This window comes from Pseudoalteromonas sp. T1lg76 (assembly GCF_002964725.1).
Classification (GTDB): Bacteria; Pseudomonadota; Gammaproteobacteria; order Enterobacterales; family Alteromonadaceae; genus Pseudoalteromonas.
The window spans coordinates 172,573-186,631 of record NZ_PQCE01000025.1; the positions used below are offsets into that span (position 1 = coordinate 172,573).

Below are 14,059 nucleotides of genomic sequence, written 5' to 3' on the forward strand. Positions count from 1 at the left end.
TTGTAAACGTAAAAAGTTGCACCTAACCCTTTGCTGCGCGACACTGCGTCGCGAAAATATAACAACTAGGATGAAACTATGCGTTTATCTCTTATTGGCGCCGCCCTATTGGCGACGGCCATCAACCCTGCGCTTGCCGACGAAGGCATGTGGCAGCCGCATCAATTACCGCAGCTAGAGTCAGTATTAAAGGAAAAAGGCCTTGAAATCGACCCTAAAAACATTTCTAAGCTGACCGAATTTCCAATGAACGCTGTGATTAGCCTGGGTGGCTGTACGGCTTCTTTTGTCTCTCCTAAGGGCCTGGTTGTTACTAACCACCACTGTGCCTACGGCTCGATTCAGTACAATTCGTCGCCGGAGAATAATATTCTGCAAAATGGCTTCCTGGCAAAAACCTATGGCGAAGAGCTGCCAGCCTCTCCGGGCTCACGTGTTTATGTGACCGAAGAAGTAACCAATGTCACCGACAAGGTTAACGCCCAGCTCAACGACTCTATGGATGGTAACGCGCGCTACAAAGCGATTGAGCAAGCCCAAAAATCTTTGGTTGGGGAGTGTGAGCAAGGCGGTGGCTACCGCTGTAATGTGTATAGCTTCCACGGCGGTTTAGAGTATTACCTGATCAAGTCTTTGGAAATCCAGGACGTGCGTTTGGTTTACAACCCGGCACAGGGTATAGGTAAATACGGCGGCGATATTGATAACTGGATGTGGCCACGTCACACCGGCGACTATTCTTTCTACCGCGCCTATGTGGGTAAAGACGGCAAGCCAGCGCCTTTCAGTGAAGAGAATGTGCCCTTTAGCTCGGATTCATTCCTAAAGGTCAGCGCCAAAGGTGTTAAAGAAGGTGACTTCGTTATGGTTACCGGCTACCCGGGTCGCACCAACCGCTATCGCACCAATGCCGAGGTAGAGCATCAATTTACCGAGGTGTACCCTAAAGCCAAGGCCTACCGTGAACAGTCCATGGATATCATCAAGGCCACCGCCGAAGAAGGCTCTAAAGCCCGTATCGCCTATGAAAGCACGCTGGCGAGTCTGGCCAACTATGCGAAAAACTACGGCGGCATGGTTAACTCATATCAAAAAACCGATATGCAGGAGCGCAAGGATAAACTGGCCACCGAGTTGGCAAGCTGGATCAATGCTGATAAAGCACGTAAAAAACAATACGCTCATGTGCTTAAAGAGCTTGATAGCTTGATTGCCAAGTCACAGGCCAGCAGCGAGCTGGATTTAATCCTGGGTTATTTAAACCGCAGCGCCATGATGTCAACGGCAAGCCGCTTGTATCGTCTTGCTAACGAGCAACAACTGCCTGATGCCCAGCGTGAACCTGGCTATCAAGAGCGTGATATGACCCGCTTCAAAGCCGGTATGACCAGCCTGTCGCGTCGCTATGACGATGCCGTAGATATGGCACTAATGGCCCACTTTGTTGATCTTTACGCCCAACTTGAGCCGCAACAACGCGTTGCTTCTCTGGATAAGGCACTTGGCTTAGACAAGGGCTACAGCAAGGAAAAAATGGCTAAGACCTTAGCCGCCATGTACAAAAACACCGAGCTTAACGATGAGCAAGTACGTTTAGCCTGGATGGATAAGTCGGTTACCGAGTTTAAACAAAGCGATGATGCCTTTATTAAACTGGCGGTTGCCACTTATGAGCAAATGCGTGAGCGTGAGCTAGAAGACAAGGCGTTAAGCGGTGAGCTTAATAAAATTCGCCCACAATATATGGCCGCAATTATTGCTTACAACCAGGAACAAGGCCTGCCTGTGTATGCCGATGCCAACAGCACATTACGTGTAACCTATGGCTCGGTAAAAGGCTACAGCCCGCGCGACGCTGTGACCTATACGCCGTTTACTACCCTTGAAGGGATCACCGAGAAATACACGGGTGTGGCACCTTTTGATGCGCCAGCAGCACAAATGGAGCAAATTACCGCCAAAAACTACGGCAGCTACGAGATGGCCAGCCTGGGTTCGGTGCCGGTTAACTTCCTAAGTACAGTAGATACCACAGGTGGTAACTCCGGCTCGCCAACGCTTAACGGTAATGCCGAGCTGGTGGGTTTATTGTTCGACGGTGTGAGTGAGAGCATCATCGGCGACTGGGACTATGACGCTAACTTAAATCGTTCGATTCATGTCGACAGCCGCTACATGTTGTGGGTTATGCGTTATGTCGATAAGGCCGATAACCTGCTTAATGAAATGGTGATAGTGAAATAAACTAATTCCACCGCGAATTATTCCATATAATTTAAAGCGCCACCCGGCGCTTTTTTTATGCGCATAAAAAATACAAAAACCACCTCATTTATGGCATTTATCGCGCTGACAATTTACATTTATATTTTAATCCCTAAACTATTGTACATATCAAGGGGTCTAATTTAGTTAGTCTACAAATCATTGATTTACGTGGACTCACTCAACTAGGCCTTGGCTCTAATGGGTTTAACAACTAGAGGTAGGCATGAGTGAACATCATGACAAGTACAGTATAGAAAATACCGATTACACCGTCGGCCAGGATAATGTGCAAAAGTGGGGGTTTGATGTTCATAACCCTGTTTTCGGCATTAGCGCTGGCCTTATCATCATCTTTTTGGTAGCTATTCTGGTTACCGATCCAGCCACCGCGAAAAAGGCCCTGGACGGCCTCAAATGGGACATCATAGGTAATTTTGATGTGTTATTTATGTGGGCGGCCAACCTCTTTGTGCTCTTTTGTTTGGCCTTGATCGTCTCCCCTTACGGTAAAATTAAACTCGGCGGAGAGTCGGCAACGCCTTCACACTCGCGCATTTCCTGGCTGGCCATGCTTTTTGCCGCCGGCATGGGGATAGGCCTGATGTTCTGGGGCGTAGCCGAGCCGGTGGCTTATTACACGGGTTGGTACGAAACACCGCTAGGCGTCGAAGCCCATACTCCAGAGGCGGCGAAGACCGCTATGGGCGCTACCATGTTCCACTGGGGCCTGCATCCTTGGGCCATCTATGCGGTGGTTGCACTATCGCTGGCCTTTTTCTCCTATAACAAGGGCTTGCCGCTGTCGATTCGTTCTATCTTCTACCCCATCTTAGGCGACCGCGCCTGGGGATGGCCCGGCCATATAATCGACATTCTTGCGGTACTGGCGACGCTATTTGGTTTAGCTACTTCTCTGGGTTTAGGTGCGCAGCAAGCCTCTGCCGGCTTTAATCATGTCTTTGGTACCGACGGCGGTGTTGGTTTGCAAATTGGCGTGATCATTGGCGTTACCCTGTTGGCCATTATCTCGGTGGTGCGCGGTATCGAAGGCGGGGTAAAGGTATTAAGTAACGTCAATATGATACTCGCCTTTGCGCTCTTGTTATTTGTTGCTCTAGTTGGCTTTGCCGCCGCCATGGGCAACTTGCCGAACACCCTGCTTGGCTATATCGAAAATATTATCCCTTTGAGTAACCCGCATGGCCGAGAGGACGAAGCCTGGATGCACGGCTGGACCGTATTCTATTGGGCCTGGTGGATTTCATGGTCGCCTTTTGTTGGCATGTTTATCGCCCGCGTTTCCAAAGGCCGCACCATTCGCGAGTTCCTCATTGCTGTCTTGCTTATCCCGACCTTAGTAACCGCGCTTTGGATGTCAATTTATGGCGGTATCGCCATAGATCAAGTGGCCTCGGGCCTGGGATCCTTAGGTGAAAAAGGCCTGACCGAGGTGCCGCTGGCCATGTTCCAAATGTTTGAGCAGCTGCCTATGACCAAGGTACTCTCCTTTATCGCCATTGTGTTGGTACTGGTGTTCTTTATCACCTCATCCGACTCGGGCTCCTTGGTTATCGACTCGATCACCGCCGGTGGTAAGGTGGATGCGCCGGTACCACAAAGGGTCTTTTGGGCCTCTATCGAAGGCGCGATTGCCGCAGCCTTGCTTTGGATTGGTGGTAAAGAAGCCATGGAGGCACTGCAAGCGGGCGCCGTTTCCACGGGTCTGCCATTCACCATAGTGCTGTTGCTGATGTGTGTGAGCTTGATTTTAGGTTTGCGCACCGAGCCCAGACCTTAAACCTGGGATTTGGGGATTATACAAAACGCCGCATCAGCGGCGTTTTTTTAACCTGAGGTTTGGATATGGGATGAGCTAACTTATTGTTTTTAAATACTTACTATAAATTACCCCTTGTCTAGCCAGAGAGTTTTAGGGATAACCAGGCGAATTGATGCACCAATAGCTGGCTATTGGAAGTGAATTCAACGCAGTTAGCGCCAAAACTGGCTGCTAGAAAAGCATTCGCTATCCGAAGTTCAGGTTTTTTACATCCACAGCTGGTTGAGCTGGGTGTCACTGCGATAATGATAGCGCAACTGGGCTTGCAATAATTCGGCGGTAGCCAAGGCGTCTGTCATGGCATTATGCACACCATAAGGAGGCAAGTTATAGCGGGCACGACAATCAGATAGACGCAATGAGCCTATTTTCTCTCCCAGCAAGCGCCCGATAAATCCGCGGCGCGCCTGTAACGCCTGGCGCTCGATGGCCATGGTATCAATGAGCGCAAATTCAATGCTTTCGTTGATGCGTCGCAACAGGCTGTTGGCCAAAAATGGCCGCTCTATGGCATGGTAATGCACCACCACCACCCTACCTGCTATAGCCGCCAACAAGGGCTCAAGTACCTTGCTTAAGTCCGGCGCATCTTCGACTTCGGAATGGGTAATGCCGTGGATCACTATGGACTGCTCCGCCAAATTTCGTTTAGGTTGCACCAACCAGTGACGGGCCTGCCGGCAATAAATGCGCTGCCAGGTAAAGGGCACCAGACCAATGCTGACAATTTCATCGCCGGCGCTGTCGAGTCCGGTGGTTTCAAAGTCCAGAGCCACAAACTGCGCCTCGCCCAGGGTTTGCTCACCGCTCGCTATGCCGGCTCGATAAAATTGCTGCAACTGAGGATGTTGAGCTTTATTGGCCAACTGCTGGTAGCGTGCTGGCCAGTCTATGAGGTGATCTGACAACACTAGTTCAACCCATTACCGGTTTGATAACGGAACTTCAGAAAGCTTTGTGCCTTTTCTAAGATGGCAAAGGCTTCTTTTAAATTACGCTGCTCGAATGGCGATAACAAATTCGGATCCAGGTTGTTGTCCGGGTTTTCACCCTGCTCGATTTGCCAAGCCTGATGGCGAATGCGCATCATGGCAATATACTCCAGGGCATCGCGAAGATCCTGGGCCTTGCCCGGCGGCAATAGCTTGGCATCGATAATGTCTTCCAGGCGCTCAAACGAATTTTGCTTACGCGAGCCAACCGCCAGGGCATGCACACGAATAACATCCGATAATGGCGCCGTACCGCGACGTTTTAGGTTCATGGAATGCTTGTGCTCGCCGTCGTGTTCTAACACAAAGCCCTTAAAAAAGCCCAGCGGCGGCGTACGGTTACGGGCATTGGCCGCCAGGTTTGCCAAGAATTTACGATTGGCCCGCCCTTCCTTGGCGATATAAGATTTAAGCTCTTCCGCCCACTTGGTTTTGCCCCACACACCATCCAAATCGAAAAAGATTGAACTGTGTAACAGGGCTTGCGGTTTGGGCTCGGCAATCCAGGTGGCGAATTGCTCGCGCCATTGACTGCGGGTAAGACGCCATTTTTTAAACGACGACATGATCTCGCCATCGCAATAGGTATAGCCACACGCCGCCAAACCATCACAGACAAAATCTGACAGCGCCTGAAAGTAAGCGTCATGCTCCTGCTCGTTAAAGCTATCGTCAAGAATAATGGCGTTATCCTGATCCGTAACTATGAGTTGCTCGTCCCGGGCCATGGAACCCAGGGCGATAAAACAATAAGGAACCGGCGGCGGCCCCAGCTTTTCCTCAGCCAAGGCCAGCAGTCGCTGTTTAAAGGTGCGGCCGATCACCGCCATGGCCGTACCTATCATATGCGAATTAGCATCTTCGTTGACCATGCGCACAAAGACATTAGGCAGCTGCTTGGCAAAATGAGTGAGATCGTCCACCGTTTGCTGGGCAAGAATCCCACGCACCAACAGCAGGCTGCTTTGCGATTCGTAACGCAAAATATCCGATAAGGAGATCACGCCAATGGGCTTGCGCTTATGCAAAATAGGCAAGTGATGAACATTGTCCCTGAGCATGGCCAGCACCGCCTCAAACACATAATCATTGGCATCGAGTAAGGTAAGATTAGTGGACATCACCTCATGGGCCGGCGTTGCCAGGCTTTTCCCCAGCGCCACCACCTGAGAGCGAATATCCCTGTCTGTGATAATCCCCACCACCTGACCGTCGTCTTCTTCTGGGTCATCGCTAATGGGCTTGTTGGGATCGGTAACCAAGACACTGGAGATATGCTCATCGCTCATCAGCAGAGCCACCTCCTGAATACTGGCATCGGCGGATACGGTCACAACATCCCTGTGTAACAAGGCCTTAACCTTAGCGGTGGTTAAATCATTGCTGTCGGCTTGCTCGACTATGGCCTGGTGCAAACGTACATTGCCATCGGCCTCAAAGTAGTCGGCAAACACCTCGAATTTATCGCAGTATTCGGTAAATAGTTCCACATCGATGCAATAAACCAGGGTGTCTTCTATGGCGGTGACGGGAAAACGCACCTTGCGATTCATCAGCAGTCCCATCTGCCCAAAAATACCGCCGCTGTCCATACGGTTGTAAAGCTCACCACTGCGCCGGTAGGATTCCACCGCGCCGGAGCGAATGACATAGAGGTCGGCAATATCGTCGCCATAGTGAAGAATATCCGTACCGGCACGGAAATAAGCGACTTCGACTTGTTGCGCAAGATGGGCTAAGGCATCTTCGGGGAGCTCGTCAAAGGGTGAATGACTAGTGAGAAATTGAGCTATCTCAAGCTGCTCTGCCTGCATAGTGCATCCTTTAATCTGCGGCTAATAGGCTGAAGCTTAATATAAATTGGGGTAAAAAAAAATGTCCGCGATATTCGCGGACATTCAGATCAGGAGGCTTGCTCAAGCTCGGCGGCGAGTTGTTTACTCTCATCCGCCCTTGGCTTGGTAAAGCGTGCCAGGCCTAAATACACCACAGGGGTGAGGAATAAGGTAAAGAGTACCGCCAGGGCCAAGCCACCGAAAACAACCCAACCGATGGCGCTACGGGCTTCGGCGCCGGCGCCGGTAGAGAGAATTAATGGCAAGGCTCCGAGCAAGGTGGAAACCAAGGTCATGGTTATTGGGCGCAGGCGCACCAGAGCAGCCCGCTCAACCGCTTCACGCACCTGGTAGCCTTTATCTCTTAGCTGGTCGGCAAATTCCACCAGCAAGATGGCGTTTTTGGCGATAAGGCCAATCAACATCACCAGACCGATTTGCGAGAAAATATTGAGCGAGGTACCGGTGAGATACAAGGCCAAAATTGCCGAACTAATGCCAAAGGGCACAGTGATCATCACCACCACGGCGCTATTGACGCTCTCAAACTGAGCCGCCAACACCAAAAGCACTATGACAAAAGCCAGCACATAGGTCAGCACCACCTCATTGGCGGTTTCCTCAAAGGTGAGCGCTTCCCCTTTAAAGGCCAGAGTTACGCTGCTGGGCAAGGTGTTTTCACCAATATCACGGAGCTGATCAACCAGATCACTCATGGCCATATCCGCTGGCAACTGCATATCCACTTCGATGGCGCGGCGCTGAGCATGGCGCCCTAACTCTGCAGCCACGCCTTCTTCACTGATGGTGGCCACCGAGCTTAGCGGTACCAGTTGACCATTGCCACTACCCACATAGAGGTTGGCCAGATCGCTTGGCGAATTGATGGTGCGGTTCTGTGCCTGCAACATAATAGGAATGGATTGGTCGCCAACGTTCAAGTCAGCTACATCGTCGCCGTTGATGGCGGCACGCAGGGTTACGGCGATATCACTTAGCTCTACGCCTAACTCCTGAGCGCGGCGGCGATCGATATTCACTCTGAGCTGCGGCTGCGACGGCTGATAAGAAATACGCACCGGCGCCACCTCAGGAATGGCCTGCTCTACCGCCTTGACATAATCCTGGGCCGCAGCATAGATAAGCTTGTAGTCCTGACCTAACAAGGCCAACTCAACGCCACCACCTTGACCGCGTAAGTTCAGACTGTTTGAGCCAAATGCCCGCGCCGGAGCGCCGGGAATATCCCCTAAGGGGGCCCGCAGCTTGTTGATAATTTCCTGTTGGCTGAAATGGCGCTCGTCCCAATGCTTCAGCGGCACGGTAATAAAGACAATATTCGGATCCCATTGTCCCACCACGGTATAGATGGACTCGATTTCACCACTTTGCACATAAGGGAGAAGCACGTCTTCCATCTGTTTCGCCTGACGGTCCATAAAGTTCAGACCAACGCCATCCGGGCCACGGGCAAAAATACGTATTTTACCCCTGTCCTCAGACGGCAGAAGTTCATTATCAAGCTGTAAATACAGGGCTCCTGAGCCAGCGGCGACAAGCAGGGAAACGGCAAAGGTCGCCCAGGCATGGTCTAACACCTTCCTAATGCACCACTGATAAGCACCCGCCAATCGATTACCCAATTTAGCAAAAGGATGACGGCCACCGGATTTTGGCTTTAATTTTGAGGTTAAGGCCGGGACCAAAGATAAGGCGACAAAGCTGGAGATGATCACGGCCCCAGCCAGCACACCACCGAATTCACGGAATAAGCGCCCGGCGGTAGAAGGCAAAAAGGCGATGGGCACAAACACGGCGGCCAATACGGCCGTGGTGGCAACCACGGCAAAGAACACTTCCCGCGTGCCTACCACAGCCGCAGCGCGGCGGCCAAGGCCCATGCTGCGCTGACGCTGGATGTTTTCGCTCACAACTATGGCATCATCAACAATCAGGCCTGTGGCCAGTACCAGGGCCAGCAGGGTAAGAATATTGATTGAAAAGCCCAGCGCCCAAATAAGAGCAAGTGAACCGATAAGCGCCACCGGAATGGCAAAAGCCGGTACCAGGGTTGCCCGCCATGAGCCGATAAAGACCCACAGGGTGATCACCACCAGCACTATGGTCAGCACCAGGGAGTTAAGCACCTCATCCACCGAGCTGCGAATAAACTGAGCATCGTCCGAAGTCAGGGTAAATTCCATTTGCGGAAAACGCTCGCGCATGCGCTCAAGCAACAAGAGAACTTCATCGGAAATTTCTATGGTATTGGACTGAGCCTGACGAATGACTTCCATGCCGATCACCGGCTTGCCGTCTAAACGCACCATGGAGCGCGGATCGGCGGGGCCGAAATAAACGGCAGCAATATCGGCAATACGGGTATCGCCGCGGACTATGATGTCCCCTACCTGCTCGGCACTGACAGAGGTGGCATCGGCACGTACGATAAGCTGTTGGTCATCGGATTTTAAGCTGCCCGCTGGCACATCAAAAGGCGCCTGGCGCAGCGCCGCCGCCACATCCGGGATAGTAAGGTTAAAGCTGCTTAGCTTTAAGGGATCGATGCGCACCCGCATCACCCGCTCACGGTCGCCGTTAAGGCGCACGTCGGCAACGCCGGGTATGGTCAAAAACTGCGGCGCCAAGTCGGTTTCCACGCGCTCGGTGAGCGCTTCCAAGGACAGGGTTTCGCTGCTTACAGTCAGAGACACCACGGCTTCGGCATCATTATCGGCCTTGATAATGGACACCCGCTCTACCTCTTCTGGCAACTCTCTTTGTACCCGGGATACTGATTCCCGGGTTTCATTGGCGGCATCGTCGAGATTGATACCTGGGCGAAACTCAACACTGATACGGGCACTGCCCTCTTCACTTTGGGCGCGAATAGACTTAACACCACTGACGCGGGCCACGGCGCCCTCAAGTTTACTGGTGACTTCTGTGTCTACGGTTTCCGGTGAGCCACCTGGGAATGAGGCAGAAACGGTAATGCGTGGACGGTCGACATCCGGCAACTCCCGTACCTCAACGCCAGCAATGGCGGCGATACCGGCTATGATGATCAGCAGGTTCAACACCACTATTAGCACTGGCCGGCGTATCGCCATTGAAGGCAAGTCTTGAATTTGCGTATTAATTTGCTCGCTCATGGCTTAATTCCTGTCCGCCAACTGAGTCTGCTCAAACTTTACGCTTTGATTGGCGCGTAAACGCTGCACGCCTTCAACTATCAGTAGCTCGCCTTCATCTAGGGCACCGCTGACCAAGAGACGTCCGGAAAGGCGCTGGGCAATTTTCACATCCACTCGAGTGGCTACATTATCCACGCTTTTCCATACATAAGGGCCGGTTGCGCCCCAAAGCAGCGCCGCTTCTGGCACCACGGCGTAGGCGTCGCCCTGCATACTTAACCGCACACGAAAGCTCATACCGGGAATATAAAGCGCGTCGGAATTATTTATCTGGGCTTTAACCCTAAGAGTGCGCGAGTCAGCATCGATACGTGAATCAAGCTGCGCGATTTTCGCTGTAATCGCCTCTTGTTGCTGCCAAGGCTGTACGCTCACTTCAGCGCCGGCTCTGAGCATGGTCCAGGCCGCCTCTGGAGCGTTGAAATTGATATACAAGGAAGTGATGTCATCTATGCTGGCAATGGCGGTTTGCGCGCTGATGCGGTCACCCACCTCCACATCGGTAAGCCCCATCACGCCGGCAAAAGGCGCGCGCACCTGACGGTCTTCAAGCTCGGCTTGGGCCTTAGTCAGCGCGACCTTGGCCAGATCCCGTGCCGTTAACGCATTGTCTCTGTCACTTTTAGGAATGGCGCCCTTGGAAAAGCTGTTTTGCAAACGCTCCAGGGTGCGCTCGGCATCGGCCAAACGGATTTTGGCCTCTTCCAACGCCGCGCGCTGCAAGCGTGAGTCCAGCTCAAGCAAAAGCGCTCCAGATCCGACCTTTTGTCCCGGCGTAAAGTGAACCCCTGTGACCCTATCGCCCACGGCCGGATACAAGACCACTGAATGAATGGCCTCGGCACTGCCGACCGCCTGAACCTCTTGCTGTGAGTGCTCTAAACTCACATTTTCCACCACTACTTTGGTGGCCTTAGCGAGCGCTGGCATAGTGATTATTAAACTACAAATAATTGCACTGAAAAGCTGTCGCAAACTGAACCTTCCTTCTTTGTTATATACCAACTCATGTCGGCTATTAGGGTAATAATCCTGTTGTGTGAGTGTAACAGCTCGTCGCTCTGAGACTCTCCCTAGCTTCGGTCAATTCCCGATATAGCGCGACTAGTTACATTAACGCATTACAGATACGTACTAATTAATAGCATTAGATCACAAATCATCGGCCTTGAAAGCCGGTTTTACATATCTTTACTTTCGCTGAACCGCGCTCGCATAATTGAGGGAGGAAATGGATTTGCACCCGCTTCCGGGAAAAGAATATTAAAAAAGGGGTCACATACCCCTCTATCTAATCATTACATTTTTTTGGTCAGTAACACCCCATCGACAACCATTTGGTACTGACCATCGACCTCCTGAGGCGGCTGCGTTACCGAAAAGCGGGTATTGATAAATCCAAAGCCAACGATAAAGTCATCGCCTTCAAACTCTTGTAAAGTCGCGTTTATGGAGGTTGTGCCACCATTTTTAAGTCGTTTATAATCGACCGTGCCATCGGCGAGTATCAGTAACCTCATCTCAGGACTTTCCCATACACCTACATAAGCTTGCCTATCCGAAGGTACTGGCTTGCTGCATCCAAATAGCAGCAGGGCTAAAAACGCAATCATGAGTCCTTTTTTCACTATTTATCTTCCTTTTTGTTTAATACTTCATTAAATACCTTGTCCCTAATCGCTTTATAAGCGCTGAAAACATTGTCGTTAGAGACATCATTGCACATCAATGCAAATGACAATTTTAATTGCGGATATCGTGCAAAATAGGTGGTAGTTCCAAGCCACCCCCCAGAGTGAGCAAACTCCCTGTACCCTTTAAATTCACTGATAAACTGACCATTGGCATAGCTCGATGCAGCTGAGGGACCAATATTGGCGTTAGGCGTGTTCATCATGGCTATCAACTGTTCTGGATCCTGACCCAAGCTTGGCGTAGTAAATTGATTATTCCAGATTAATAAATCGTCTAGAGTGGTATGCAGGCCACCATCCCCGACCCAGAATAGATTGGTCATGTCGGTTACATAGGTACCGTCAGGCTCTTTTTTGTAACCCGAAGCTCGGTTTTTTACCACCTCGACGGGGTTATCACTAAAAAAAGTGTGTTTCATTCCCAAAGGGGTAAACATCTGCTCTGAAGAAAACTGCCGCAGTGATTTGCCAGAAACCTTTTCGACGAGCATAGAAAGAAGAAAATAAGCCAGGTTCGAATATTTGAATTCCTTGCCGGGTTCCTGCGCTAACGGTACGGTTTTTACGACATTATAGAATTCATCAATGGTTAGATAATCTTCATTACCGAGACGAAATTGCCCTCCGGCCGCGGATCTTAACTCTATTGCCTTATCACTTACTTCCCCTTCATAGGAAGGCGCAATAAGGTCATAATCTCCCATTCCTGCGGTGTGCCCTAACATTTGGCGAATACTGACCTTGCTTTGATACTCCCTTAGCGCTGGCAGATAAGTTCGAATGTCTTGATCTAAGTCGATCTTTCCTTGCTGAACCAAGAGCAACACGGCCATAGCAGTAAACTGTTTAGAAACCGATGCCATTCGGTGAACCTGGTTGCCATCCAAGGGAACGTCTAACTCGAGATTAGCCAATCCATATCCGCGTTTGTGAATAAATTGGCCCTGATGACTTATTCCTAAATTACATCCTGGTGCGTCCTTGTCGATAGCAGCGTCCATGATGCTATCAATCTCTGAGCTAAGCGACGCGCTAGCAGTGTTTAAATTGAATGCAAGTAATATGGCAAGTGGCGCGCGTTTCATATCATCCCTCTACCGACAATGCGGTTTAATCTATTGCCAACAGAAGCTACTAACCTTCTGTTAATACGGATCCTTTTCGTAAACTCTAAGCCTTAGCCATAAAAAAAGGAAGCGATAGTCGCTTCCTTTTTTAAGTATATAAAATTAAATTATTTATTTGCTGCGCGCTGTTGGTCTTTAAGCTGCTGCTTTAGCTCTTTGCGCTTATGCAGCATTTCCTGGGCTTCATGACCAATATGGCCTTCGCCACGCTCTTTGGCCAGCTCGATTTGCTTTTGACGCTCAGCAAAACGGGCACGCTGCTCATCGCTGACATTTTCGTGGCAGTGGTGGCAAGAAACCCCCTGCATATATTCCGGCTTTTGCTTGTCATCTTCGGTGATAGGCATGCGACAGGCATGGCATTGGTCGTATTGACCCTTGTTCAGGTCGTGATCAACGGCTACGCGGTTATCGAATACAAAACACTCACCCTGCCACATGGTTTCTTCTTTCGGCACTTCTTCCAAGTACTTTAAGATACCGCCTTCAAGGTGATACACCTCTTCAAAGCCCTGTTCTTTCATATAGGCGGTGGACTTTTCACAGCGGATACCACCGGTACAGAACATGGCGACCTTTTTATGCTTTTTCGGGTCAAGGTTTTGCTCGGCCCAGGCTGGGAACTCGCGGAATGTCTTGGTTTTAGGGTCAACCGCGTTCTCAAAGGTACCGATTTCGATTTCATAATCGTTACGGGTATCTACCAATACCACATCAGGGTCGCTGATCAGGGCGTTCCAGTCTTTCGGCTTCACATAAGTGCCCACCACTTCACGCGGGTCGATACCTTCAACACCCATGGTAACGATTTCTTTTTTCAACTTTACCTTGGTGCGGTAGAAAGGACATTCATCATCAAAAGATTCTTTAGAAACGATATTGTCCAGGTTCGGTTGCTTATCTAGCCAGGCCAGTAAGGCATCGATACCTTCGCGCTTACCGGCGACCGTACCGTTAATACCTTCGTTGGCAAGCAATAATGTACCGCGTACATCATTGGCCAGCATCACATCAAGAAGAGGTTGACGAATTTGTTCAAAATTAGGAAGCGCGACAAACTTATAAAGCGCACACACGACGTATTGTTGTGACATTAATATACCTAT

At 50.6% G+C, this 14,059-nt stretch carries 9 protein-coding genes; 2 read left to right on the forward strand and 7 right to left on the reverse strand.

Annotated elements, in window-relative coordinates:
• The first annotated feature begins 78 nt into the window (after positions 1-78).
• Both C2M35_RS10225 and C2M35_RS10230 read left to right on the forward strand, forming a co-directional pair.
• The gene (locus tag C2M35_RS10225) at positions 79-2,244 is read left to right on the forward strand and encodes a S46 family peptidase (RefSeq protein ID WP_105265264.1); all 2,166 of its coding nucleotides are present in this window, start codon (positions 79-81) and stop codon (positions 2,242-2,244) included.
• A gap of 247 nt (positions 2,245-2,491) precedes the next feature.
• Positions 2,492-4,066, forward strand: a complete 1,575-nt coding sequence (locus C2M35_RS10230; protein WP_105265265.1) for a BCCT family transporter — start codon at positions 2,492-2,494, stop codon at positions 4,064-4,066.
• Between the two features lie 248 nt (positions 4,067-4,314).
• Here the strand turns inward: C2M35_RS10230 and C2M35_RS10235 are convergent, their stop codons facing one another.
• The 7 genes from C2M35_RS10235 to trhO all read right to left on the reverse strand — a co-directional run bounded on the left by C2M35_RS10235 (position 4,315) and on the right by trhO (position 14,047).
• Positions 4,315-5,016 carry a 3'-5' exonuclease gene (locus tag C2M35_RS10235; RefSeq protein WP_105265286.1) on the reverse strand — a complete coding sequence of 234 codons (702 nt, stop codon included), beginning with the start codon at positions 5,014-5,016 and terminating at the stop codon, positions 4,315-4,317.
• A gap of 2 nt (positions 5,017-5,018) precedes the next feature.
• Entirely contained in the window at positions 5,019-6,914 is a 1,896-nt protein-coding gene (locus C2M35_RS10240; protein ID WP_105265266.1) for a DUF294 nucleotidyltransferase-like domain-containing protein, read from the reverse strand.
• A gap of 89 nt (positions 6,915-7,003) precedes the next feature.
• Entirely contained in the window at positions 7,004-10,090 is a 3,087-nt protein-coding gene (locus C2M35_RS10245) for an efflux RND transporter permease subunit (RefSeq protein ID WP_105265267.1), read from the reverse strand.
• Positions 10,091-10,093: 3 nt separating this feature from the next.
• A complete protein-coding gene (locus C2M35_RS10250; protein WP_105265268.1) occupies positions 10,094-11,062 on the reverse strand; it encodes an efflux RND transporter periplasmic adaptor subunit in 969 nt (322 codons plus the stop codon).
• A gap of 368 nt (positions 11,063-11,430) precedes the next feature.
• Positions 11,431-11,760, reverse strand: coding sequence for a hypothetical protein (locus C2M35_RS10255; RefSeq protein WP_234000050.1), 330 nt, complete (start codon positions 11,758-11,760; stop codon positions 11,431-11,433).
• Positions 11,760-12,911, reverse strand: coding sequence for a serine hydrolase domain-containing protein (locus tag C2M35_RS10260; protein WP_105265269.1), 1,152 nt, complete (start codon positions 12,909-12,911; stop codon positions 11,760-11,762). Before C2M35_RS10260 ends, C2M35_RS10255 begins: the two co-directional genes overlap by 1 nt.
• A 149-nt stretch (positions 12,912-13,060) precedes the next feature.
• Positions 13,061-14,047 (reverse strand): oxygen-dependent tRNA uridine(34) hydroxylase TrhO, encoded by a 987-nt coding sequence (gene trhO / locus C2M35_RS10265; RefSeq protein WP_105198907.1) that lies wholly within the window; start codon positions 14,045-14,047, stop codon positions 13,061-13,063.
• Between the last annotated feature and the right edge of the window lie 12 nt (positions 14,048-14,059).

Excerpts from the sequence above, each read along its gene's own strand:
- C2M35_RS10225 (WP_105265264.1), top strand. The coding sequence starts at position 79 with ATGCGTTTATCTCTTATTGGCGCCGCCCTATTGGCGACGGCCATCAAC.
- C2M35_RS10230 (WP_105265265.1), top strand. The coding sequence starts at position 2,492 with ATGAGTGAACATCATGACAAGTACAGTATAGAAAATACCGATTACACC.
- C2M35_RS10240 (WP_105265266.1), bottom strand. The coding sequence starts at position 6,914 with ATGCAGGCAGAGCAGCTTGAGATAGCTCAATTTCTCACTAGTCATTCA.
- C2M35_RS10245 (WP_105265267.1), bottom strand. The coding sequence starts at position 10,090 with ATGAGCGAGCAAATTAATACGCAAATTCAAGACTTGCCTTCAATGGCG.
- C2M35_RS10250 (WP_105265268.1), bottom strand. The coding sequence starts at position 11,062 with ATGCCAGCGCTCGCTAAGGCCACCAAAGTAGTGGTGGAAAATGTGAGT.
- C2M35_RS10260 (WP_105265269.1), bottom strand. The coding sequence starts at position 12,911 with ATGAAACGCGCGCCACTTGCCATATTACTTGCATTCAATTTAAACACT.
- trhO (WP_105198907.1), bottom strand. The coding sequence starts at position 14,047 with ATGTCACAACAATACGTCGTGTGTGCGCTTTATAAGTTTGTCGCGCTT.